The following is a 25,652-nucleotide window of genomic DNA, read 5'->3' on the forward strand; positions in this document are numbered from 1 at the left end:
CAGCAAAACGCTAAGCGGTCATATTTTGCCGATTTTTTACCAATCGAGCTAAAAGTCAGTTAGAATAGCCTTAATTACACAAAAAGGAGGATACTATGATAGTCGATCCGAATTATCAGCAAGAATTAGAAAAATACGAAAATCCGGTACCAAGCCGAGAGTTTATTTTAAATACAATTCGTGAACATAACGCCCCAATGAGCCGTGATGAATTATTGTCGGCTTTTCATATTGACGATGAAGAACGAATGGAAGGCATTCGCCGCCGTCTGCGTGCAATGGAAAATGACGGTGAATTGGTGTTCACCAAAGGCAAACGCTATGCGTTGCCGGAAAAGATGGATTTAATCAAAGGTACAGTTATCGGCCATCGTGACGGTTACGGTTTTTTGCAAGTGGAAGGACACGAAAAAGGGGCGACTAAAAGCGAAGATTGGTTTATTCCCAACGCCCAAATGGTAAAGGTAATGCACGGTGACTTTGTGCTGGCACAACCAAACGGCACAGACCGCAGAGGTCGGAAAGAAGTCCGCATTGTGCGAGTGTTGGAGGCCCGTAAGAAACAGATTGTCGGGCGTTTTTTCCTTGAAAGCGGTATCGGTTTTGTTGTGCCTGATGACAGCCGCGTTAACCAAGATATTCTCATTCCGGATGAACACCGTATGGGGGCGAGAATGGGGCAAGTTGTGGTGGTGGAATTACAGGAAAGAAAAGCGAGTTTTAGCCGCCCGGTGGGAATCATTACTGAAATTCTAGGCGATAATTTAGCGCCGGGAATGGAAATTGAAATTGCCCTACGCAATCACGATATTCCGCACATTTGGCCGGAAGGGGTAGAAAAACAAATCCGCCAATTTAGTAGCGAAGAAGTGCCGGAAGAAGCCAAGCAAGGGCGGGTGGATTTGCGAGATCTGCCACTGATTACCATTGACGGCGAAGATGCCCGAGATTTCGATGATGCTGTATTTGCCAAAAAAGAGGGCAACGGCTGGCGGTTATGGGTGGCGATTGCCGATGTAAGTTATTATGTTCGCCCAAAAACCGCATTAGATTTGGAAGCCCTAAATCGTGGTAACTCGGTCTATTTCCCGAATCGGGTTGTGCCAATGTTGCCGGAAGTGCTTTCCAATGGCTTGTGTTCACTCAATCCACAGGTTGACAGGCTCTGCTTGGTGGCGGAAATGTCGGTTTCCAGCAAAGGGGAATTACAAGATTATCAATTCTACGAAGCGGTAATGAACTCTCACGCCCGTTTAACTTACACTAAAGTGTGGAAAATGTTGGAAGGTGATGAAGCCTTGCGTGAACGCTATGCTCCATTAGTGCCGCATATTGAAGAACTCTATGCAATGTTCCAAACCTTAATGAAAGCTCGCCATAAACGAGGGGCGATTGAATTTGAAACCATTGAAAATCAATTTATTTTCAATCCGCAAGGGCGAATTGAGCGAATTGAGCCGTTAATCCGCAACGATGCTCATAAATTGATTGAAGAATGTATGATTTTAGCCAATATTGCTGCCGCTCGTTTTGTGGAAAAAGCGAACGAACCGGCGTTATATCGGATTCACGATAAGCCGAGTGAAGAAAAATTGCTCAGTTTTAAATCCTTTGTGCGTGAGTGTGGCTTAACCTGGGACGTAGGCTTAGATCCAACCCCAAAAGATTACGGTGTACTACTGGAGCAAATTGCCGAACGTGCCGATAAAGAGTTGATTCAAACGATGTTGCTCCGCTCGCTGAAACAAGCAGTGTATGCGGCGGATAATATCGGGCATTTCGGCTTGGCATTAACCGAATATGCTCATTTTACCTCGCCGATTCGCCGTTACCCGGATTTACTGTTACACCGTGCAATTAAATATCTGATCGAAAAAGGCAAAGGCAACACTCGCTACTATACCGATGGCGGTGGTTATCACTACAAGTTAGATGATATGGACGAATTCGGCGATAAATGTTCTGCCACCGAACGCCGAGCTGATGAGGCAACCCGAGAAGTGGCAGATTGGCTGAAATGCGAATTTATGCAAGATCATCTTGGCGAAGAGTTTGATGGCGTGATTTCGAGTGTTACCGGCTTTGGCTTATTTGTAAAACTCAATGAGCTTTTAATTGACGGATTGGTTCATATTTCAACGCTGGATAATGATTATTACCACTATGATGCGGACCGACAACGTTTAATCGGTGGCAGTGGGATCATCTATCGTTTAGGCGATGCAGTTAGAGTAAAAGTAATCAATGTGAATTTAGACGAGAAAAAAATTGATTTTGAGTTACTCACCGGTAATAAGAAAACCGGCAAAACCGCCAAGAAAAAAGCAAAAGCGACAGAGGTTCCTGTTTTCAAAGAGCCTAAAACGGTAAAAAAAGCCAAAAAAGTCGCTGAGAAAAAACCGGCAAAATCTGCAAAAAAACGGACAAAAACGACCGCTAGTAAATCAAGGAAAAAATAGCAAATGGATTACAAAAAACAAATTTTATTCAGCCTTTTATTTGCTTTAGTAATTGCAATAATAAGCTATTTTTTGTTTACCTATATCCCGTTTGATTGTAGCGATCTGAGCAAACTCAACGATTCACAACGTTTAGAGTGCCGAACTGCCGAAGTTCTGGGCGTTTATTACTGGCTGCCGCACACTACCACGCTGTTTTTCGGCTCGGTGTTATTATATTGGGCGGTTTATGGCATGATTTCATTAGTGCAAGCAGTGCTCAAACGCTAACAAGCGGTTTTGTTTTTGCAAAAAGTTGCAAATCTCATCTGAATAATCCTTCCAAGATCAAAGGTCTATCAAAAAAGATAGACCTTTATTGTGTAAATAAACTAAAACTCCTTGATAGATGTATCACATATCTATAAAATTCCAGCAATTAAGTGGGAAAAAGTGGTAAATTGTGGAACTTTTCCTTAAATTTAACCTCATTTAAAAAGGTAAATCAGTAAAATGTTTCGTGGTGCAAGTTCAATCAGCATTGATAGCAAAGGGCGGATCGCTATTCCGACCCGTTATCGTGCCGAGCTATTGGAAAAACATCACGGGATCTTAGTTTGCACTGTGGATATCCGCCAGCCTTGTTTGTTGCTTTACCCACTTCACGAATGGGAAATGGTTGAACAGAAATTGTTGGCACTATCTAATTTTGACCCTGTTCAACGCCGTATTCAGCGAGTAATGCAAGGCTTTGCTACCGAATGTGAAATGGATTCGGCAGGGCGAATACTGCTTAGCCCTACACTTCGCCAACACGCACAATTAGAGCAACAAATTATGCTGGTTGGACAATTAAACAAATTTGAAATTTGGCAAGATAAACAATGGCAAGCACAAATTGCCGAAGATCTTGCTTTTGGCAGTTCGGCAGAAATTTTAGACTGCGAAGCATTGAAAAACCTGTCTCTCTAGTAATTGGAAATTGAGATGAGCGAGAACCCAAAACATATTACAGTATTATTGCACGAAGCGGTTGACGGCTTGGCAATTAAGCCTAACGGTATCTATATTGACGGTACTTTCGGGCGTGGCGGGCATTCTCGCTTGATTTTATCCAAACTGGGCGAAAATGGGCGATTAATCGCAACTGATCGTGACCCACGAGCGATAGCCGAAGCTCAAACGATTAGTGACCCTCGTTTTCAAATTGAACATACGGCATTTTCTGCCATTCCCGAACTGTGTGAACGAATGGGGTTGGTGGGCAAAATTGACGGTATTTTATTGGATTTAGGTGTGTCTTCCCCGCAGCTTGACGAAGCCGAACGAGGCTTTAGTTTTATGCGTGACGGGCCGCTTGATATGCGAATGGATACCACCAAAGGCTTATCGGCAGCCGAGTGGCTTGCCCAAGTTTCGGCAGAAGATTTAGCTTGGGTATTGAAAGAATTTGGCGAAGAGCGTTTTGCCAAACGGATTGCACAAGCGGTCGTTTCTTACAATAAATCTGCAAATGAAAAAATCAGCCGCACTTTGCAGCTTGCGCAAATTATTGCGGATGCGGTGCCGTTTAAAGATAAGCATAAACACCCTGCAACCCGTTCGTTCCAAGCAATTCGCATTTTTATCAATAGTGAATTAGACGAGCTGGAAAAAGCTTTAAATTCCGCATTAACGGTGTTAGCCCCTGAAGGGCGTTTGTCGATTATCAGCTTTCATTCTCTAGAAGACCGAATGGTGAAACAGTTTGTGCGTAAGCATAGTAAAGGAATGGACGTACCCCGTGGTTTACCGATTTTAGAAGCAGAGCTAACCAAAAATATTCCGCTGAAAACCATTGGCAAAGCGATTATGCCGAGCGAAGCCGAAATTGAAGCAAATGCCCGCTCACGCAGTGCGGTATTGCGGATTGCCGAAAAACGCTAACAGTAAATAGGGAAGAATATGTCGAACGAACGTTATCCGTTACATCAAATCATCATTGATGATATCTTTAGCCATAACAAAGTGGCTCTTTTATTGTTGATTGGTGTAGTGATTTCAGCAGTGGCTACGATTTGGATAACCCACCAGACTCGTTTATCGGTGAGCGAACAAGGGCAACTGATTCAAGCAAACCAAAAGTTGGAAAGCCAATATACTAATCTGCAATTAGAAGAAAACAGCAGAAGCAGTCGGGCAAGAGTTGATGCCGCCGCTAAATCGTTCGGATTACAGCCGATTAAAAAAGAGCAAGAAATTATTTTAGTTGAATAAAAAATGGTTAAATCAGTTAAATTAAAACGTAAGCAAGAAGCTCCTGTCGCAAAAGCAGAGCCTCAACAAGCAGAAGGTAAAAAAACACCGAGTTTTTTACCTACTCGCTTTAGAGTGGTTGTGTTTTTTATGCTATTAATGGTTGGTGGCTTACTAGCACAAACCGCCTATATTCAGCTTTTTGACTCTGAAAGATTAATTAAAGAGGCTAATAACCGCTCACTTCGTACTAAAGAACTCCAATTTACCCGTGGACGTATTTTAGATCGTAGCGGGCGTTTTCTCTCTATTAGTGTGCCAATGTACTCATTAACACTTGACCCGAGAGAATACTTTGATACTAAGCTGCGTCGTTCTAACGAAAGCTGGCGTGCCTTAGCGATTGAAATGGAAACATCAAAAGGTAAAATTGAGGCAAACGTTAATAAATTTATTGAAAAGAAAAATTTTTCAAAAGAAAAAGTAGATTTTGATCCACGTTCTATTTTAAATACTAAAAGTGAAGGTTATTGGACTCAGCTTGCCCAAGTTACAGGTTTGGATTACAACAGTTTAATAGAAAAAGTACGGAATAACCCTAGCTCGGTTTTTTTACGTTTAGATAACGAAAATTTAGTAAGAGAACGCCAGAAATTCCAAGCGTTAAGCAAAGAAATCGGCCGTTCCTATAATGACATAATGGACGAGCTTTATAGCAAAAACCGCCAGCGATTCCTTTACTTATCCCGTCATCAATCTGAAGCGATCAGCGAATATGCAAAAGAACTAGATATTGATGCATTAGTGATTAAAGTCGAATCACGCCGTTTTTACCCGCTGGCAGAAGAATCTTCACAGTTGATCGGTTTTACTGATAAAGATGATATGCACGGTTTGGAAGGGCTGGAGCGTAGTTTTGATTCCTTACTTATCGGCAAAAACGGTAAACAAATTATCCGAAAAGATGCCAAAGGCAATATTGTGGAAAATATCCGTTCGGAGAAACAGTACGATCCGCAAGATGTTATGTTAAGCATTGATGAAGAATTGCAGTCTATGGTGTACGGTGAAATCAAAAAAGCGGTACAGGAAAATAATGCGGAATCAGGCACTGCGGTTTTGGTTGATGTGCAAACCGGCGAAATTTTGGCAATGGCAAATGCCCCTTCATTCAACCCAAACAAACGGGATAGTTTTAAACCTGAATTAATGCGTAACCGTGCTATTACCGACACTTTTGAACCGGGTTCAACGGTGAAACCTTTTACCGTATTAACCGCATTACAAAATGGGGTAACTTATCGTGATGAAGTTATTGGCACTCGCCCATTTGTCGTCAATGGACACACAATTAAAGACGTTGCTCCAAGGGACAGCCTTACGCTTACCGGCATCTTGCAAAAATCCAGTAACATCGGGGTCAGTAAATTAGCTCTCAGAATGCCGGCAAATGCGTTAGTGGATACTTACACGAAAGTCGGTTTCGGTAAAGACACCGGTTTAGGCTTGGGTGAACAACGAGGTACGAACGGTGATCGCAAACGCTGGGCGGATATTGAACGTGCTACCCTTTCCTATGGATACGGTTTAAATGTGACCCCATTACAACTTGCCCGTGCTTATGCGACTTTAGGAAGTTTCGGGCTGTATCGCCCACTTTCGATTACCAAGGTCGATCCGCCGGTGATTGGCGAACGGGTGCTACCGGAAAAAACCACCCGAGATGTCGTGCATATGATGGAAAGCGTTGCGGCTAAAGGCGAAGGCGGACACCGTGCAGCGGTGGACGGCTACCGTGTAGCCATCAAAACCGGTACAGCACGCAAATTAGAAAAAGGCAAATATGTTGAAAAATATATTGCTTATACCGCAGGGCTTGCCCCGGCAAGCGATCCTCGCTTTGCATTAGTGGTATTAATCAACGAACCTAAAGCAGGCAACTATTATGGTGGCTTTGTTTCTGCACCACTGTTCTCACGCATTATGGGTTACACCTTAAAACAACGTAATATTAAGCCGGATAACTTAACGGAAAATACCCAAAGTGCCGTGCGTGAAATTAAATTAGAACGCCCTATCAATTAAGGTTAGCTATGAAACGTTTACTCCCTTTTCTGACAGAACTTGATGCTTGGGTGGAAGAACTCACCGAGCTAAAACAAATGACACTTGATAGTCGCCAAGTTCAAGCCGGTGATCTCTTTGTTGCTTTAAAAGGACATCAAGTCGATGGCAGAAAATTTATTCCGAATGCGATAGAACAAGGAGCAGCAATTATTTTGGCTGAGGCTGATGAAGATCAGCCGGAAGCTGAGCTTGATTCAAAATTTGCAAAATTTAATCTAGATCGTACCGCTTGTTGCAAGGTTGTTTCAGTACCGAATTTGCCAAAATTGCTATCTGAAATTGCAGGGGCTTTTTACCATAACCCGTCACACAAGCTGACTTTAGCAGGCATTACCGGTACGAACGGTAAAACGACTACCGCTCAATTATTGGCACAATGGCATAATTTATTGGGTGGAAAATCGGCAGTTATGGGTACTATCGGCAACGGTTTGTACGGACAAGTGCAAGAAGCGGTAAATACCACCGGCTCCGCCATTGAAATTCAGCGTAATCTTGCCAACTTTGTTGAACTTGGCGCGGATTTTTGTGCGATGGAAGTCAGCTCTCACGGTTTGGCTCAATTTAGAGCGGAAGCCTTAGATTTTGATTTGGCGATCTTTACGAATTTAAGCCGAGATCATCTCGATTACCACAACACGATGGAAGAGTATGCCCAAGCCAAATTCCGTCTCTTCAACGAATTAAGCACTAAAGCTCAGGTGATTAACGCCGATGATGAAATCGGGCGTGAATGGCTGACACAATTACCGAATGCGGTTGCGGTAAGTACTGATCCGGAGTTTGATAGCAATCATCGCTTTGTCAAAGCCACGGCAGTGAAATTTACCCTGCAAGGGGCAAGCATTGCGTTTAAATCAAGCTGGGGAAATGGAGAATTACATAGCCGTTTAATCGGGGCTTTCAATGTAAATAATCTGCTTACCGCCTTTGCCGGACTTTTAGCTCTTGGCTTTGATATTCAAGATCTGATTAAAACTTCACCGAATTTAGTTGGCGTAGCAGGCAGAATGGAATGTATCACCGCTCCAAATAAACCAATGGTGATTGTGGACTATGCTCACACCCCGGATGCTCTCGAAAAAGCCCTACAAGCGGCTCGTTTACATTGCGAAGGCGAACTTTGGTGCATTTTCGGCTGTGGCGGCGACCGTGACGCCGGCAAACGCCCATTAATGGCGACGATTGCCGAGAAATTAACCGATAAAGTGATTGCTACAGACGACAACCCTCGCACCGAAGATAATCAAAAGATTATGGCAGATATTGTGAAAGGTTTTAGTAAACCCCAACAAATTATCCACAATCGTGAAGAGGCAATTAAAACCGCCATTGAGCAAGCTAAAGCCACAGATGTGATTCTAATCGCAGGCAAAGGTCACGAAAATTATCAGATTATTGGCACAGAGAAGTTACATTTTTCGGATCAGGAAACGGCAAGGAAATATCTGTTTTAATGTCACTTTCTTTGCTTCGCCAAAGAAAGTAACCAAAGAAAGGCGACCCTACTTCACCGCTGTCTTCGCTTGGTTTGAATTTGCTTAACGAAAAAATTCCAAACTCGCCGCTTCGCTGCTCAAACAAGGAATTTTTCCTACAAATTCAAAGTCGCTCAGGCGGTTCAGAAGGGAACCCGGCAGAGCATCATTTTGCAAAATTTTTCAAAAAAATCACCGCTTGTATGGTCGGATCGGGTTCCCTTCTGAGTTGCCCGAACGACTTGAAATTTTTAGGAAAATAACCCGAGCGAGAGCGAAGCGAACATCAGGGTTATTTTTCGTTAAGAAAATTTCAACCAAGTGAGGATAGCAACGAAGCAGGGTGTGCTTTCTTTTGGTTACTTTTCTTTGCACAAGCAAAGAAAAGTGACAGTGACAAATACAAAATGCTCGTAATTAATTTTATAAAGAAAAAGATAAATCAATGATAAAACTAACCACCCAACAAATCGCTGAAATCCTAAATGCCAAATTGATCGGCAATGGCGAAACTGTGGTAGAAACCACCAGCACCGACACCCGACAAGCGGTTGAAAACGGCTTATTTTTTGCATTAAAGGGCGAGAACTTTGATGCTCATCACTATCTTCAAAATGCAGTCGCACAAGGTTGTGTAGCGGTTGTGGTTGAGCGTGAGTGTGAAATTGATGTACCACAACTTGTGGTGGCAGATACCCGTTTGGCATTGGGGGAATTGGCGAAATGGTTAAAAGCTAAGCTGAACCCGAAAACGGTAGCGATGACAGGTTCTTCCGGCAAAACAACCGTCAAAGAGATGACGGCAAAAATTCTGCAAAAAATGACCGCTTGCGAACAGGAAGTGCTTTATACTTTTGGTAACTTAAACAATGACTTAGGTGTACCGATGACCTTGCTTCGCTTAACCGAACAGCATAAATATGCGGTCATTGAGCTGGGGGCAAATCATATCGGTGAAATCGCTTATACCACCGCTATCGCTCAGCCTGATGCCTGCTTGGTGAATAATGTGGCTGCGGCGCATTTAGAGGGGTTTGGTTCATTAGCAGGCGTGGCACAAGCCAAGGGCGAAATTTATCGTGGCTTGAAAGAAAATGGCAAAGCGATTGTCAATTTAGCTTTTTATTATCCGCAATGGCAAAAAGAGATTGACTCACGGGAAATGCAATCTTTCTCTTATATCGGGTCAGATTCGGATTCTTACGCAGATTACTGGGCGGAAGATGTAGAACTGCATTTAAGCGGTTCACGCTTTACGCTACATACCCCACAGGGCGAAATTGCTATTGATCTGCCTTATTTGGGCAAACATAACGTGAGCAATGCCTTAGCGGCAACTTCGCTGGCGATGTCTGTTGGGGCAACGCTAGAAGCAGTTAAGGCAGGGCTTGAGCAGCGTTCAATGGTAAAAGGGCGTTTGTATCCGGTGCAAATTAACGACCACTGTTTGTTTATTGATGACTCTTACAACGCCAATGTGGATTCAATGAAATCGGCGATTTCTGTTTTGGAAAATTATCCGGCTTATCGTATTTTTGCAGTGGGTGATATGGCGGAATTGGGTGAAGAAAGTAGCAAATGCCACCAAGAAGTAGCGGATTTTGCCAAAAATGCAGCATTAGATTTAATCGTGAGCTTTGGAAAAGAAAGTGCGGTAATCAGCCAACAGGCAGAACATCATTTTACCGATAAACAGCAAATGGTTGATTTCCTACTGCCGATTATTTTGCAAAAAATCGAACAAAAACAACCGCTTGTATTATTAGCAAAAGGCTCTCGTAGCCAGAAAATGGAAACCGTGATTTCCGAATTGTGTAAACCGTTTAACCTAAATTTCTAATTATTTTTAAGGACTAAGCAATGTTAGTTTGGCTTGCAGAACTATTGGTTCAATATAACACAGCGTTTAACGTTGTCTCTTATATTACTTTCCGTGCCATTATGGCATTATTAACTGCAATGGGAATCGGGCTTTGGATCGGGCCGAAAGTAATTCGCCGTTTGCAGATCTTAAAATTTGGTCAGGAAGTGCGTAATGACGGACCGGAAAGCCATTTCAAAAAACGTGGTACGCCAACAATGGGCGGAGTGATGATTCTCGCAGCGATTGGGGTGAGTACATTGCTTTGGGCAGATCTGCGTAATTCCTATGTTTGGTTCACGCTGTTTGTGCTATTTGGCTACGGTGCAGTGGGCTTTGTTGATGATTATCGTAAGATCTCTCGTAAAAATACCGATGGTTTGATTGCCCGTTGGAAATATTTTTGGTTATCTGCTATCGCATTAGTGGCGGTGTTTGGTATGTATGCGGTGGGTAAAGATACCGCTGCAACACAATTAGTCGTGCCGTTTTTTAAAGATGTGATGCCGCAACTCGGTTTATTTTATATTGTGTTATCCTATTTCGTGATTGTCGGCACCAGTAATGCGGTAAACCTAACGGACGGCTTAGACGGGCTTGCGATTGTGCCAACTATTATGGTCGCATCTGCCTTTGCGTTAATTGCGTGGGCAACCGGTAACTTTAATTTTGCACAATATTTACATATTCCTTTTATTCCAAATGCCGGTGAATTGGTTATTTTATGTACTGCGATTGTGGGAGCAGGTTTAGGGTTCTTATGGTATAACACCTACCCTGCACAGGTGTTTATGGGCGATGTTGGCTCACTTTCGCTCGGCGGTGCATTAGGCGTGATTGCAGTATTAGTTCGCCAAGAATTATTATTGGTGGTAATGGGCGGTGTATTTGTGGTTGAAGCCCTCTCGGTGATTTTACAAGTAGGTTCATACAAATTACGCCAAAAACGTATTTTCCGAATGGCTCCAATTCACCACCATTTTGAACTCAAAGGCTGGCCTGAACCACGGGTTATCGTGCGTTTCTGGATTATCACGCTAATGCTGGTTTTAGTCGGCTTAGTAACATTGAAATTACGTTAATTGATTGAATAAGGTGCATTGAGATAATGTACCTTATGTTATTTTTAAATTACAGAATAAATTATGCAAAAACAATACGAAAACAAAACCGTTACTATTATCGGCTTAGGTACAACAGGGTTATCTTGTGTGGATTTCTTTAAGAAAAAAAATGCCAATATCCAAGTGATTGACACCCGAGCAAACCCAGCCGGAGCGGATAAATTGGACGTAACTATTCCGTTGCATACCGGTGGGTTAAACAGTGAATGGTTGCTGAAATCTGATCTTATTGTAATTAGCCCAGGTTTAGCCGTTGCCACACCTGAAATTCAGCAAGCGATTCAAGCTGGTGTTGAAATAGTCGGTGATGTTGAACTGTTTTGTCGGGAAGCGAAAGCTCCGATTATTGCGATCACCGGTTCAAACGGCAAAAGTACCGTAACGACTTTAACTACCGAAATGGCGAAGCAAGCGGGGATTAAAGTGGGAATGGGTGGCAACATCGGTGTGCCGGTATTAAGTTTGCTGGAGGGCGATTATGACCTTTTTGTGCTGGAGCTATCCAGCTTCCAGCTTGAGACAACTTATTCACTGAAAGCAAAAGCTGCCACTGTTTTAAATATTAGCGAAGATCATATGGATCGCTACGATTCGATTGCCGACTATCGCCAAGCGAAATTGCGGATTTACGATAATGCGGAAAATATCATCGTAAACGGTGAAGATGCCCAAACTTACCCGATACAAGCGGTCAAAAAAGTGATTCGTTTTGCAGAACAAAATGCGGAATATAGCCTACGCAATCAGATGCTTTATTCAGGCGATGATGCAATTATCCAAACTAAACAGATGCTGATTAGCGGCCGTCATAATGAGATGAATGCGTTAGCGGCGATGGCATTAGCAGAAGCGGCGAATGTTCCTCGTGAAGGCATTGTGAAAGCTTTGCAAATTTATGGTGGTTTGCCACACCGTTTCCAAGCGGTGGCAACCAATGATGGCGTGCGTTGGGTCAATGATTCCAAAGCGACCAATGTGGGTAGCACGGTAGCGGCATTAAACGGCTTGAATATTGCCGGTACACTTTATTTACTTTTAGGTGGTGACGGCAAGGCTGCGGATTTTTCCGAACTCAAACCATTAATTAATAAGCCAAATATTGTCTGCTATTGTTTCGGGCAAGATGGAGCGGCATTGGCAGAATTAAGCGAACAAAGTGTGTTGGTTGAAACGATGCAGCAAGCAATTGAAGCAATCCGCCCACAACTGAAAAAAGGCGATATGGTACTGCTTTCTCCGGCTTGTGCCAGTTTAGATCAGTTTAAAAACTTTGAGCAACGTGGCGAGGTATTTATGGCATTAGCACAAGGACAGCACGCATAATGTTAGAAAGAATTAAGTCGGAATGGGATAAATGGGTCAGATTAACCCCTTCTAATTCACTTTATGACAGAACTCTAATTTGGCTATTTTTAGGCCTGCTAATTATCGGTTTTGTGATGGTAACATCTGCTTCACTCCCAGTTAGCACAAGGTTGAATAACGATCCATTTTATTTTGCGATTCGAGACGGGCTGTATATTATTGCTTCAATTATCTTTTGTTATGTTTTTGTACAAATTCCAATTGAAAAATGGGAAAAGCATAACTTGGCACTGTTTTTTATTTCAATCGGTTTTTTAATCGCCGTACTCATTTTCGGCCGCTCAATTAATGGTGCAGTGCGTTGGATTCCGTTGGGTATTCTCAACTTTCAGCCGGCAGAATTAGCCAAATTAGCGGTCATTTGCTATTTTGCCAGTTTCTATGTACGTAAATATGATGAAATTCGTAAAGAAAAAGCCAGTTTCTGGCGACCGGCAGTGATTTTATTCTTATTCGGCTTCTTGCTGATTTTGCAGCCGGATTTAGGTAGTACCTTTGTATTATTTGTTCTCACTTTCTCAATGCTTTTCATTGTGGGGGCAAAAATTATGCAATTTATGTTTTTAGGCGTGGTGGGAACGGTGTTATTTGCGGTGTTGATTTTAACCTCGGAATACCGTTTAAAACGTGTTACCTCCTTTATGGATCCGTTTGCTGATGCTTATGGCGACGGTTTCCAGCTCTCGAACTCACAAATGGCATTTGGACAAGGTGAATTTTGGGGACAAGGTTTAGGTAATTCGGTACAAAAGCTAGAATATTTGCCAGAGGCACATACTGACTTTGTAATGGCGGTTATTGGTGAAGAATTTGGTTTCTTTGGTATTGCTTGCATCGTACTTTTACTTATTCTATTAACGGTGAGAGCCTTAAAAATCAGTAAAGAATCTTTGGTGCTGGAAGAGCGTTTTAAAGGCTATATGGCATTTGGGATTGCGATTTGGGTTTTCCTACAAGGCTTCGTAAACTTAGGGGTGGCATCAGGTTTGCTGCCAACGAAGGGCTTAACCTTCCCATTAGTGAGTTATGGTGGTTCGAGTTTGGTAATTATGTCGATTGCGATTGCAGTTTTGCTACGAATTGACCACGAAAACCGTGCCGAGCGAATCGGGCACGCAAAAATTAAAACCATCTAGCCGAGCGGTCTGCAACGTTACAATTTGCAAAATTTTACAAAAATGAGACCGCTTGTATTAGCTGGAAAGCATAAAAATTCAGTAAAATAGCACGTTTTAGAATAAAAAAGAGTTGAAAATGGCGAAGAAATTATTAGTAATGGCAGGTGGAACAGGGGGGCACGTTTTCCCTGCAATTGCCGTAGCTCGAGAGCTACAAAAACAAGGCTGGCAAATCCGCTGGCTGGGGACGAAAGACCGAATGGAAGCCACTCTTGTGCCGAAACACGGTATTGAGATTGATTTTATTGAAATCTCAGGCTTGCGGGGTAAAGGCGTTGCAGCATTGTTGAAAGCACCGTTTGCTATTTTTAAAGCGGTGATGCAAGCCCGCAAAATCATTAAAAATTATCAGCCTGATGCGGTGTTGGGAATGGGCGGTTATGTGTCCGGTCCGGGCGGTATTGCGGCTAAATTATGTGGCGTGCCGGTGATTTTACACGAGCAAAACGCAGTTGCCGGCCTAACCAATGTGTGGCTATCCAAAATTGCCCGCAAGGTGTTACAGGCTTTCCCTACTGCTTTTAAAGAGGCCGAAGTAGTAGGTAATCCTGTACGTGAAGATTTATCTGCTCTTCCGCTGCCGAATGAACGTTTCGCCGAACGAGGCTACCCGATTAACATTTTAGTAATGGGTGGCAGCCAAGGGGCAAGAGTGATCAACCAAACCGTGCCGGAAGTGGCAAAAGTGTTGGGTAATAATGTGTTTATCAGCCACCAAGTCGGTAAAGGTAATTTAGCCGGTATCGAAGAAGTCTATCAACAAACCGGCAATGGGATTGCTTCCGAGTTTATTGATGATATGAAAGCCGCGTATGAGTGGGCAGATTTGGTGATTTGTCGTTCCGGTGCGTTAACGGTGTGTGAAATTGCCGCCGTAGGCCTGCCCGCTGTGTTTGTGCCGTTCCAACATAAAGACAGGCAACAATTTTTAAACGCTAACTATTTGGCGGCAGATGGAGCAGCAGTGATTATCGAACAGAGCGATTTCACTCCAAAGGCATTACAGCAAGCCTTAGAACCCTTAATTGCCAATCGCCAACTCTTATTGGATATGGCAATGCGAGCCAGAGCAAAATCCACCCCAATGGCAGCAAAACGTGTAGCGGAAGTGATTATTCAAGAAGCGAATTAACTTACTACAAGCGGTCGTTTTTGGTAAAAATTTTGCAAAATGTAACCGCTTGCGAATAGATTAAAAGGACAATAAATGAAAAATTTCCAAGATAAAGTCAAAAAATTAGTGCCTGAAATGCGTCGTGTCAGCCAAATTCATTTTATCGGGATTGGCGGAGCCGGTATGAGCGGCATTGCGGAAGTGTTATTAAACGAGGGATACCAAATTTCAGGTTCGGATATTGCAGACAGAGCGGTTACACAACGTCTATCCGCAGCCGGAGCGAAAGTCTTTATCGGACACCAAGCAGAAAATATTGCTGGGGCGAGTGTGGTGGTGGTTTCTACTGCGATTGATGAAACCAACCCTGAAATTATTGCCGCTCGAGAAGCTCGAATTCCGGTGATTCGCCGAGCAGAAATGCTTGCCGAAATTATGCGTTTTCGCCACGGCATTGCGATTGCAGGCACACACGGTAAAACCACTACAACCGCAATGATTTCAATGATCTACACCGAAGCAAAATTAGATCCGACTTTCGTGAATGGCGGTTTGGTAAAATCTGCCGGCAAAAATGCTCATTTGGGGGCGAGCCGTTATTTAATTGCCGAAGCCGATGAGAGTGATGCTTCTTTCTTGCACTTGCAGCCAATGGTGTCGGTAGTAACCAACATTGAGCCTGACCATATGGACACCTATGGTGGCGATTTTGAGAAAATGAAAGAGACTTACGTACGATTTTTGCGTAACTTACCTTTCTACGGCTTAGCGGTAATGTGTGCCGATGATGAAACGGTAATGGAAATTGCTCCTCGTGTCGGCAGACAAGTGATTACCTATGGCTTTAGCGAAAATGCGGATTACCGAATTGAAGATTACCAGCAAACCGGCTTCCAAGAGCATTACACCGTAGTTTGCCCAAGCGGTGAACGAATTGATGTGCTGTTGAATGTGCCGGGTATGCACAATGCCTTAAATGCAACCGCTGCGTTAGCGGTGGCAAAAGAAGAAGGGATTGGCAATGAGGCGATTTTAGCTGCTTTAGCTGATTTCCAAGGGGCAGGACGCCGCTTTGACCAATTAGGTTCATTTATTCGCCCGAACGGCAAAATTATGTTAGTTGATGACTACGGCCACCACCCAACTGAAGTTGATGTAACCATTCAAGCCGCTCGTTCAGGCTGGGAAGGTAAACGTGTTGTGATGATTTTCCAACCGCACCGCTATTCTCGTACCCGTGATTTATTCGATGAATTTGTACAAGTACTGTCTAAAGTCGATGCCTTGATTTTATTGGATGTGTATGCTGCCGGCGAAGCTCCGATTGTGGGGGCAGACAGTAAAGCCTTAGCCCGTTCAATCCGTAATTTAGGTAAGGTCGATCCGATTTTGGTTTCAGATACCGATCAACTTGGCGAGGTATTAGATCAAATTATTCAAGACGGTGATTTAATTTTGGCACAAGGTGCGGGCAGTGTAAGCCGCATTTCTCGTGGCTTGGCTGAGAGCTGGAAAAATTAAATACTCTCTCCCCTTGCGGGAGAGAGACCGAAAAATACTTCGTTCAGAAGTATTTTTCAGAGAGAGGGTATATATTTAAAGGATTTCAAATGAGTATTAAAAACGAAAAAATTGCCGTCTTATTCGGTGGCGTTTCGCAAGAGCGTGAAGTTTCACTGAATTCTGGTGCAGCGGTAACAGCTGCATTAAAAAGTTTAGGCTATAACGTAGAAGGCATTGATACTAAAGAATTCCCGATTGAAAAATTAAAAGAAAAAGGGATTCAGCGTGTATTTAATATTTTACACGGCGGTATTGGTGAAAATGGCGTACTGCAAGGTGCGTTAGAGCAAATGGGTATTCCTTACACCGGTTGTGGCGTAATGGCATCAGCAGTGACGCTGGATAAATTCCGGACTAAATTATTATGGAATGCAGTAGGTTTACCAACAGCGGATATGGTGGTGGTTCAGCGTGGACAAGTGGTCGATTTTGACCAAATTATTGCAAAATTAGGCTTGCCGGTATTTGTGAAGTCTTCGTGTGAAGGCTCAAGTGTGGGTGTATTCAAAGTAAAAACCAAAGAAGAATTGGCACCGGCAATTCACGAGGCATTAAAGTTTGATTCCATTGTGTTGGTGGAAGAATTTTTAGCCGGTAATGAATATTCTGTACCGGTATTAGACGGACAAGTTCTACCGGCGGTACAAGTAATTCCGGACGGCGAATTTTATGACTACCACGCAAAATATGTGTCGGATAACACCCAATATGTAGTACCGGCATTAAATGACGAACGCCAAGCAGAGGTCGCCAAATTAGTGAAAGCGGCTTACGATGTGGTTGGCTGTCGAGGTTGGAGCCGTATTGATGTGATGGAAGATGGCGAAGGAAAATTCCGCTTGGTTGAAGTAAATACCAACCCGGGAATGACCAGTCACAGTATTTTCCCAAAATCGGCAGCAACAGTTGGTATTTCCTTTGAAAAATTAGTTGAACGCGTATTGGAGTTAAGTGCTTAATGGGCATCTTCCGCAAGAAGAACAGCACAAATGTGCGTTTGAATGTTCTTAATCCAAAAACACCTGTTTCTCCACGTAAATGGCTAGTATTCATTAAGCCATTAATTGTGTTATTATGTACACTATTTATATTCGGTGTGTATAGTAATTGGCAAAATATACTCGAAAGTTGGGATAAAACACCGATTCGCGCTTATGCATTAACACATAAAACACAATTTACAACAAATGCAGATATTCGTGAAACTTTGTCTAAAGAACCTGCTCTAAAAGGATATTTCGGACAAAATATTAAAGAGGTCAAAGATAAGCTTTTATCTATACCTTGGGTTAAAGATGTGGCTGTTCGTAAACTTTATCCCGACCGATTAAGTATTACTTTGCTAGAACATAAACCCGTTGCAATTTGGAATGATACTAACTTTGTCTCAGAACAAGGAACCGTCTTTAGTTTACCGAAAGACAGAATCGATAAAAATGGACTTCCATTACTCTATGGTCCAGATACGGAAGGAAAAAGTGTATTAGAGGCATGGAATAAAATCCGAGCTGATCTAAATGCCCGCAACTTGGATTTAACCTCCGTTTCTGTAGATAATCGAGGTTCTTGGACAATTAGGCTTTCTAATCAAGTAGAATTAAGATTAGGAAGAGGGGAATGGACTTCTAAAATTGATCGTTTTGTAACAATCTTTCCTGAAATTCATATACCTGAAGGTAATAGATTAGCTTATGTTGATTTACGTTATCCACATGGCGCGGCGGTTGGATTTAGTCCTATAAAAAATTAAACTCAGTGAACACAAAAACATTATGACAAAAGCAGTAGAATCAAAAATTATCGTTGGTCTTGACATTGGGACATCAAAGGTTGTTGCCGTTGTTGGTGAAGTATTACCTGATGGTGTAATTAATGTTATGGGAGCTGGCGTTTGCCCTTCTAAAGGAGTCGATCGAGGTGGCGTTATTGATCTTGACGCTGCCGTTAATTCTATTCAAAGAGCCATTGAGCAGGCGGAATCTATTGCCGATTGTCAAATTATGGGTGTAACACTGGCAATCTCAGGTCAGCATATTGTTGGTTTAAATGAAGCAGGATCATCAACATTATCTGGAGGTATTGTTACCCAAGATAATATTGAAAGTGCTGTGGATATGGCAAAGGCAATTAAATTACAAGATGGCTTAGAAACATTACACATGATTCCACAAGAATATTACGTGGATAGATTGCCTGCGACTAAAAATCCAATTGGCTTATCGGGTATGCGTTTACAAGTTCAAGCACACTTAATTGCTTGCCATCAAGCTTGGTTAAAAAACTTAAAAAATGCGGTTGAACATGCTAAATTAAAAGTCGATCAAGTTGTATTTTCAGGTCTTGCCTCTAGCTATTCTGTTTTAACTGAAGATGAAAAAGAGCTGGGTGTTTGCTTAATTGATATTGGTGGCGGTACGATGGATGTACTAGTTTATACCGATGGAGCATTAAGATACAGTAAAGTCATTCCATTTGCAGGTAATAACATTACTGATTATTTGGCTCGTGTATTTACGACATCTCGCCCTGAAGCTGAAAGCCTTAAAGTAGGTTATGGTAGCGCAATTTCGCCTCCAACCCATAATTCAGATAAAAAAATTGAGGTGGCAGGACTAGGTGGACGGATGGCAAGAATCTTTACCCGAGCTCAGGTGGCAACGGTTACCTCACAATGTTATAACGATTTGCTAAAAGTTGTTGAAGAGGAATTAACCCAATTACGCCATGAACTTTTCCAAAAAGGAATAAAACAAGAGTTAATTGCCGGTGTAGTCATTACTGGTGGTGGCTCACAAATTGAAGATATTGTAGAATGTGCTAAATCAATTTTTGGTTCACAAGTTCGTGTTGGATATCCACTCAATATTACTGGCTTAACCGATTATGTGAATAAACCACAATATGCAACAGCATTAGGGCTTTTACAATATAGCCACTATAATTATACTGAACAAGGTACAAGTACAGATTCTAATGAAGATATCTTTGCTCCTATTGGTCGTGGAACCAAGAAAATCATTGACTTCTTCAAATCAAAATTTTAATAGTGTTAAAATAAACACGCAGGGAGATAAAAATGTTTGAACCTATTATTGAACAAACGCAAGATGCTATCATTAAGGTAGTGGGTGTTGGTGGTGGTGGCGGTAATGCCGTAGACAGAATGTCTCGCTCTGCCGATGATATTAAAGGTGTTGAATTCTTTGATGTAAATACTGATGCTCAAGTTTTAAGAAAAAGAACCACACGCCAAACTATCCAAATTGGAGCAAGTACAACTAAAGGTTTAGGTGCAGGTGCTGATCCAATGGTAGGAAAACAAGCTGCCGAAGAAGATCGTGAGGCTATCGCTAATGCATTAAAAGGTGCAAATATGACCTTTATTGCTGTTGGTATGGGTGGAGGTACCGGTACCGGAGCAGCCCCTGTTGTTGCTCAAATTGCCAAAGAGCAAGGCTCACTAACTGTAGGCGTTGTAACAAAACCTTTCCGCTTCGAAGGGCCTCGCCGTATGCGCTTTGCAGACCAAGGCATTAAAGAGCTTTCTCAATATGTTGATTCTCTTATTATAATTCCTAATGATAAATTACGTGGTTTAGGTAAGCAAACAACAGCAGTAGATGCCTTTGCCGCAGCAAATGATGTTTTAAGTAACTGTGTGCTTGGTATTACCAATATGATTACCAGTTCGGGCGGTTCTACCGGTGCAGATATTAACGTGGACTTCGCGGATGTTCGTACAGTAATGTCTGGTAAGGGACACGCTATGATTGGTACAGGTTTTGCTGAAGGTGAAGTTGGTGAAGGACGAGCGGAAAAAGCAATGAATGATGCCATTTCTAGTCCATTACTTGAAAATGTGGATATTTCAGGTGCAAGTGGTATGCTCATCAACATTAGTGCTGGGACAGATTTCTTATTAGAAGAAGTTTATGCTATGATGGACTTAATTTATGGCTTTGCAACAGAAGATGCCGCAATTGTATTTGGTTGTAACTATTACCCTGAAATGGATGGAAAAGTGAGTGTCACTCTTGTCGCAACAGGAATAGGCCAACCTGAGGAAGCTCTACATATGCCACATAAGGCTCAGCCAGTATATGCACAGCAAGGAAATCATGTTCAAGCTACACAGCCTACTCAGCCAAACCATGCGGTACAACAACCAAACTTTACTCAACCGTCAAGTTATGGTCAGCCAAATCAATTTAGTGGTCAACCACAACCACTACAACAACCTGTGGCTCCAAAACCACAATCGGTTGATACAGCACAAATTTTTAACCCAAATTCAATTCCGGGTTTTATGAGAAATAGTCAATAACTTCCACTCATTTCGGAAGTAAGGACAAAATATGACTAAACAAAGAACATTAAAACAAGCAGCAAAAGTAACAGGTATTGGCTTACATAGCGGCAAAAAAGTAACCTTAACGTTACGCCCTGCCCCAGCTAATACAGGAGTTATTTATGCCCGTACCGATTTAGAGCCTGTCGTTTATTTCCCTGCAAGCGCAGACTCTATTCGTGATACACAATTATGCACATGTATGGTAAATGATGATGGTGTTCGTATTTCAACAGTAGAACATTTAAACGCAGCAATGTCAGCATTAGGCTTAGATAATGTTATTGTTGAAGTAGATGCACCTGAAATTCCGATTATGGACGGTAGTTCAAGCCCATTTATCTATCTTTTATTAGATGCCGGAATCGAAGAACAAGATGCACCGAAGAAATTTATTCGCATTAAAGAAACAGTACGCGTTGAAGAAGGCGATAAATGGGCCGAATTAAAACCATACAATAAAGGTTTTAAATTGAACTTCACTATTGACTTTGAGCACCCATTAATCCCCAAAAATGTAGGGAGCTATTCCATTGATTTTTCTGCTGAGAACTTTATTCAGCAACTAAGTCGAGCGAGAACCTTTACATTTATGAAGGATGTAGAATACTTGCAATCTATTGGTCTTGCATTAGGTGGAAGCCTTGATAATGCTATTGTATTAGATGATTACCGAATTCTAAATGAAGACGGTTTACGATTTAAAGATGAACTGGTTCGCCATAAAATGCTGGATTCGATAGGTGACTTATATATGTGTGGTTATAATATCCTAGGTGAATTTAGTGCATATAAATCAGGTCATGGCGTTAATAATAAATTATTAAGAACTGTATTGGAAAATAAAAACGCTTGGGAGTTTGTTACCTTTGAAGATAAAGCAGAAGTCCCACAAGGTTACCAAGTACAACAAGAAATTTTTATTTAGTCTAAATGGCTTAAAAGACGAACAGAAATGTTCGTCTTTTATTTTGCAAATTTTTTCTAATATTTAACCGCTTGCAACCCGCCTCATTAGCGATTTTTTCGCCCTTATCTATTTACTGTTTAAAAAAACAGTTGTACTATATACCCATACAGTTAATCTTGTGTGATGTATTATGCTTACTCAACTTACTATTAATAATTTTGCGATTGTTCGCCATCTTATTCTTGAATTAAATGAAGGTATGTCTGTTATTACCGGTGAAACCGGTGCCGGGAAATCAATCGCTATTGATGCCTTAGGGCTATGCTTGGGTTATCGTTCTGAAAGTGGGATGATTAGAAACGGTTCGGACAAAGCAGATATAAGTGCAACCTTTACTATGCAGCCACATAGCCCTGCTTATTTATGGCTACAAGAGCATGAACTGCTTGATGAAGATAATCCTCAAGAGTGTATCTTACGCCGTATGATTAATATTGATGGACGCTCAAAAGCCTTTGTAAATAACCGATCATTACCTGTTTCACAACTTCGAGAGTTGGGGCAATATCTTATTCATTTAAATGGGCAACACGCACCACAATTACTCCTAAAAAACGAATATCAACTTGAAATAGTCGATCATTATGCCACGTTACAGCCTCTATTGATGAAGATGGCAAAGCAATATGGGAATTGGAAAGAACTGAATAAGCAGGTAAAAAATTTCCAAAAACAGTGCCAAGAAAATGAAGCTCGCAAACAGCTATTAGAATATCAAGTTGAGGAATTAGATGAATTTGCAATTAAAGCAAACGAATTTGAAGAAATGGAAGAGAAATACAATATCTTGTCTTCTTCCGAGGAGCTTACTGAGCTTTCAGATGAAATCACACGCTTATTAAGTGATGATGAAATCAATGCAAACAGTCTGATTTATAAAGCGTTACGCAATGCAGAAAACTTGGCTGAGGTTGATAGCCAATATCAGGGCATTTTAGATATGCTTAATGAGGCCCTGATTCAGATTCAAGAAGCAAGCTCCGAAGTGGCTCAATTAGCCAGTAAAATTGAACAAGATCCGGAATTACTACAGGAGCTGGATAATAGAATTGCACAAACTATATCGTTAGCACGCAAACACCATATTCAACCGAATGAATTATGGCAATATCACGCGACATTAAAAGCAGAACTACAGGAATTACTGGATTTTGAAGATAATGAAGAACAACTCATTCAAAATGAAAAACAAGCTTACCAAGAGTGTATAACATTAGCAGAAGAAATTTACCAAAAACGTCTAGATGCCGCACATAAGCTCTCTGAACAAGTAACAAAACAAATTAAACACTTAGCAATGGAAAACGGTGAGTTCTTTATTCATATAGAACATAATCTTGAAAAAATGTCTGCAAATGGTGCTGACTATGTCGAGTTTAATTTACGCAGCAATTTAGGACAACAAGCCCAACCACTGGCAAAAATTGCTTCTGGTGGTGAGCTATCTCGCATTTCTCTGGCAGTACAAGTGCTTACCGCAAATAAACTTTCTACGCCAACTATTATTTTTGATGAAGTTGATGTTGGGATTAGTGGCTCTGCTGCCACTACAGTCGGAAAGCTACTGCGTAAGCTAGGCGAAAAATGCCAAGTATTATGTGTAACCCATTTACCTCAAGTGGCAAGTTACGGCAACCAGCAGTTTAATGTACAAAAATATGTAGAAAATAATCAAACTGAAACGCAAATGACATTACTCACAGAAGCAGAGCGTATTCACGCCTTGGCTCGACTATTAGGCGGAAGCGAAATCACCGAAACGGTTTTAGCTAATGCAAAAGAAATGCTAAATTTAGCGAAAAATAACGAATAGCCAAAAAGAAAAATCGCATCAATGAATATTGATGCGATTATGAATTTGGTGGAGGTAAACGGGATCGAACCGATGACCTCTTGCATGCCATGCAAGCGCTCTCCCAACTGAGCTATACCCCCTTAGATACAAGCGGAATAATATGCTTTCCGCTTGAAGATGTCAATGGCTTTAATCAAGCAAGGTGTTGATTGATTAAAAACTAGCTATTCGCCTGAATAAACTCAATCGCTTTTTGTAAGCGAGCTAAGGTTCTTTCTTTACCGACTAATTTGGCGGTGATATCCATTGACGGCGATTGCCCACTTCCTGTTACCGCTAAACGGAACGGCATACCGACTTTGCCCATACCGATTTCCAGCTCGGCAGCGGTTTGGTTCATTGCCTCGTGGATATTTTCCACCGTCCAGTCATTGCAAGCGGTCAATTTTTCCAATAATTTTGCAAGTGGAGCAACGGCTTCGGCTTTGAAGTTTTTAGCGGCAGCTTTTTCGTCGTAAGCCTTAAATTCTTGATAGAAATAGCGGCTGCTTTCGGCAAGCTCTTTTAAGGTTTTGCAACGTTCGCCCAGTACAGGGATAATTTCTTCCAATTTTGGACCGCTTGTGAAATCAATGCCTTGAGTTTGCATATGCCATTCAAGATGTTTTGCCACATAACTTGGGGCAAGACTGCGGATATAGTGTTGGTTCAACCATTGTAATTTTTCAGTGTTAAATGCACTTGCCGATTTACTGACTGAATGAATGTCGAACAGCTCGATCATTTCGTCACGAGAGAAAATCTCTTGGTCGCCGTGTCCCCAGCCTAAACGCACAAGGTAGTTAATTAAGGCTTCCGGTAGATAGCCGTCATCACGATATTGCATTACGCTCACCGCACCGTGGCGTTTGGAGAGTTTTTGCCCGTCATCGCCGTTGATCATTGAAACGTGGGCGTAGGTTGGGATTGGTGCTCCTAATGCTTTCAAAATGTTGATTTGGCGTGGTGTATTGTTGATATGGTCTTCACCCCGCACAACGTGAGTAATGCCCATATCCCAGTCGTCCACCACCACACAGAAATTGTAGGTCGGCGAGCCGTCAGTACGGCGAATAATCAAGTCATCTAATTCGCTATTGGCGATTTCAATTCGCCCACGCACCGCATCGTCAAATACTACCGAGCCTTCGGTCGGGTTTTTGAAACGCACAACATGTGGTTGGCTCGGGTCGTTTTGCGGATTGTGTAAGCAGTGCTGATCGTATTTCGCTTTCTCTTTATTTGCTTCTTGCTCTGCACGTACTTCGTCTAAACGTTCTTTCGAGCAGTAGCAACGGTATGCCGTGCCGGCTTCTAACATTTGGTCGATCACTTGGTTATAGCGATCGAAACGCTTGGTTTGAAAGTATGGGCCGTGTTCCCACGCCAAATCCAGCCATTCCATACCCTCTAAAATAGCGGCGGTTGCCTCAGGGGTTGAGCGTTCAAGATCGGTATCTTCAATACGTAACACAAATTCACCATCATTATGCTTAGCATATAACCAAGAGTAGAGCGCGGTCCTCGCCCCACCTACGTGCAAGTAGCCAGTTGGGCTAGGTGCAAAACGGGTACGGACTTTTACATTCGGATCTAAGGGGAAAAGGGTTTCAATTTTCATTTTATATTGCCTAATTGATGATTCTTAAGAAAAACTTATCTATTTTACTACGCTTGAGGGTGAATCATAGTAAAAAATTAAATTTGCGGGGTAAAAAATCAGCAAACGGGGTAAAAAGAACAAAAAGGGTTTGACGAAACAGCAAAAATCTCTATAATTCACTTCCACAACAGCGGGCGATTAGCTCAGTTGGGAGAGCACCTCCCTTACAAGGAGGGGGTCACTGGTTCGAGACCGGTATCGCCCACCACTTCAACTTAAGTGTTTCGTTGTTGTATCACAATCTAATTTTGAAAACGGGCGATTAGCTCAGTTGGGAGAGCACCTCCCTTACAAGGAGGGGGTCACTGGTTCGAGACCGGTATCGCCCACCACTTCAACTTAAGTGTTTCGTTT

Annotated in this window: 20 protein-coding genes and 3 tRNA genes; 21 read left to right on the forward strand and 2 right to left on the reverse strand. The window is 42.1% G+C overall.

What is annotated here, in order from left to right:
- The first annotated feature begins 95 nt into the window (after positions 1-95).
- The 19 genes from rnr (at position 96) to recN (ending at position 23,614) form a co-directional block, all read left to right on the forward strand.
- Positions 96-2,459, forward strand: coding sequence for a ribonuclease R (rnr, locus tag EDC41_RS06275; protein ID WP_006249741.1), 2,364 nt, complete (start codon positions 96-98; stop codon positions 2,457-2,459).
- A 3-nt stretch (positions 2,460-2,462) separates the two neighbouring features.
- On the forward strand, positions 2,463-2,729 hold the full coding sequence (locus EDC41_RS06280; protein ID WP_006251635.1) for a hypothetical protein: 267 nt from the start codon (positions 2,463-2,465) through the stop codon (positions 2,727-2,729).
- 222 nt (positions 2,730-2,951) lie between these two features.
- Complete coding sequence (gene mraZ, locus EDC41_RS06285; protein ID WP_006249739.1) at positions 2,952-3,410, forward strand: division/cell wall cluster transcriptional repressor MraZ; 459 nt, start codon at positions 2,952-2,954, stop codon at positions 3,408-3,410.
- Positions 3,411-3,425: 15 nt separating this feature from the next.
- On the forward strand, positions 3,426-4,364 hold the full coding sequence (gene rsmH / locus EDC41_RS06290) for a 16S rRNA (cytosine(1402)-N(4))-methyltransferase RsmH (RefSeq protein WP_006251636.1): 939 nt from the start codon (positions 3,426-3,428) through the stop codon (positions 4,362-4,364).
- Between the two features lie 18 nt (positions 4,365-4,382).
- Positions 4,383-4,694, forward strand: coding sequence for a cell division protein FtsL (gene ftsL / locus EDC41_RS06295; RefSeq protein WP_006249737.1), 312 nt, complete (start codon positions 4,383-4,385; stop codon positions 4,692-4,694).
- A 3-nt stretch (positions 4,695-4,697) separates the two neighbouring features.
- Positions 4,698-6,758, forward strand: a complete 2,061-nt coding sequence (locus EDC41_RS06300) for a penicillin-binding transpeptidase domain-containing protein (RefSeq protein WP_006251637.1) — start codon at positions 4,698-4,700, stop codon at positions 6,756-6,758.
- Between the two features lie 8 nt (positions 6,759-6,766).
- Entirely contained in the window at positions 6,767-8,257 is a 1,491-nt protein-coding gene (murE, locus tag EDC41_RS06305) for a UDP-N-acetylmuramoyl-L-alanyl-D-glutamate--2,6-diaminopimelate ligase (protein ID WP_006251638.1), read from the forward strand.
- A gap of 466 nt (positions 8,258-8,723) precedes the next feature.
- Positions 8,724-10,118, forward strand: a complete 1,395-nt coding sequence (murF, locus tag EDC41_RS06315; RefSeq protein ID WP_006252437.1) for a UDP-N-acetylmuramoyl-tripeptide--D-alanyl-D-alanine ligase — start codon at positions 8,724-8,726, stop codon at positions 10,116-10,118.
- Between the two features lie 20 nt (positions 10,119-10,138).
- Positions 10,139-11,221, forward strand: a complete 1,083-nt coding sequence (mraY, locus tag EDC41_RS06320) for a phospho-N-acetylmuramoyl-pentapeptide-transferase (RefSeq protein ID WP_006252436.1) — start codon at positions 10,139-10,141, stop codon at positions 11,219-11,221.
- Between the two features lie 63 nt (positions 11,222-11,284).
- Positions 11,285-12,586 (forward strand): UDP-N-acetylmuramoyl-L-alanine--D-glutamate ligase, encoded by a 1,302-nt coding sequence (gene murD, locus EDC41_RS06325; RefSeq protein WP_006249732.1) that lies wholly within the window; start codon positions 11,285-11,287, stop codon positions 12,584-12,586.
- Positions 12,586-13,764, forward strand: coding sequence for a putative lipid II flippase FtsW (ftsW, locus tag EDC41_RS06330; RefSeq protein ID WP_006249731.1), 1,179 nt, complete (start codon positions 12,586-12,588; stop codon positions 13,762-13,764). Before murD ends, ftsW begins: the two co-directional genes overlap by 1 nt.
- Positions 13,765-13,882: 118 nt before the next feature.
- On the forward strand, positions 13,883-14,938 hold the full coding sequence (gene murG, locus EDC41_RS06335; protein ID WP_006252434.1) for an undecaprenyldiphospho-muramoylpentapeptide beta-N-acetylglucosaminyltransferase: 1,056 nt from the start codon (positions 13,883-13,885) through the stop codon (positions 14,936-14,938).
- A gap of 75 nt (positions 14,939-15,013) precedes the next feature.
- On the forward strand, positions 15,014-16,441 hold the full coding sequence (gene murC, locus EDC41_RS06340; protein ID WP_006252433.1) for a UDP-N-acetylmuramate--L-alanine ligase: 1,428 nt from the start codon (positions 15,014-15,016) through the stop codon (positions 16,439-16,441).
- 89 nt (positions 16,442-16,530) lie between these two features.
- Positions 16,531-17,442, forward strand: a complete 912-nt coding sequence (locus tag EDC41_RS06345) for a D-alanine--D-alanine ligase (RefSeq protein ID WP_006252432.1) — start codon at positions 16,531-16,533, stop codon at positions 17,440-17,442.
- On the forward strand, positions 17,442-18,233 hold the full coding sequence (locus tag EDC41_RS06350; protein WP_006253187.1) for a cell division protein FtsQ/DivIB: 792 nt from the start codon (positions 17,442-17,444) through the stop codon (positions 18,231-18,233). The genes EDC41_RS06345 and EDC41_RS06350 overlap by 1 nt, the downstream gene beginning before the upstream one ends.
- Before the next feature lie 22 nt (positions 18,234-18,255).
- Positions 18,256-19,527: a cell division protein FtsA gene (gene ftsA / locus EDC41_RS06355; protein ID WP_006252430.1), complete on the forward strand. Its 1,272-nt coding sequence runs from the start codon at positions 18,256-18,258 to the stop codon at positions 19,525-19,527.
- Between the two features lie 32 nt (positions 19,528-19,559).
- Positions 19,560-20,807 (forward strand): cell division protein FtsZ, encoded by a 1,248-nt coding sequence (ftsZ, locus tag EDC41_RS06360; protein ID WP_006249726.1) that lies wholly within the window; start codon positions 19,560-19,562, stop codon positions 20,805-20,807.
- Between the two features lie 31 nt (positions 20,808-20,838).
- Positions 20,839-21,759: a UDP-3-O-acyl-N-acetylglucosamine deacetylase gene (gene lpxC, locus EDC41_RS06365; protein WP_006252429.1), complete on the forward strand. Its 921-nt coding sequence runs from the start codon at positions 20,839-20,841 to the stop codon at positions 21,757-21,759.
- A 172-nt stretch (positions 21,760-21,931) separates the two neighbouring features.
- The gene (gene recN, locus EDC41_RS06370; RefSeq protein WP_006252428.1) at positions 21,932-23,614 is read left to right on the forward strand and encodes a DNA repair protein RecN; all 1,683 of its coding nucleotides are present in this window, start codon (positions 21,932-21,934) and stop codon (positions 23,612-23,614) included.
- A 46-nt stretch (positions 23,615-23,660) separates the two neighbouring features.
- On the opposite strand, the gene EDC41_RS06375 is transcribed toward recN, so the two are convergent.
- Positions 23,661-23,736, reverse strand: a tRNA-Ala gene (locus tag EDC41_RS06375).
- A gap of 80 nt (positions 23,737-23,816) precedes the next feature.
- Entirely contained in the window at positions 23,817-25,256 is a 1,440-nt protein-coding gene (gene gltX / locus EDC41_RS06380; protein ID WP_006249723.1) for a glutamate--tRNA ligase, read from the reverse strand.
- 174 nt (positions 25,257-25,430) lie between these two features.
- On the opposite strand from gltX, the gene EDC41_RS06385 reads away from it, so the two are divergent.
- Positions 25,431-25,506: transfer RNA gene (locus EDC41_RS06385), tRNA-Val, on the forward strand.
- A gap of 48 nt (positions 25,507-25,554) precedes the next feature.
- Positions 25,555-25,630, forward strand: a tRNA-Val gene (locus EDC41_RS06390).
- Positions 25,631-25,652: the final 22 nt, after the last annotated feature.

The organism is Mannheimia haemolytica (assembly GCF_004342115.1).
In the GTDB taxonomy this organism is placed as follows: Bacteria; Pseudomonadota; Gammaproteobacteria; order Enterobacterales; family Pasteurellaceae; genus Mannheimia; species Mannheimia haemolytica.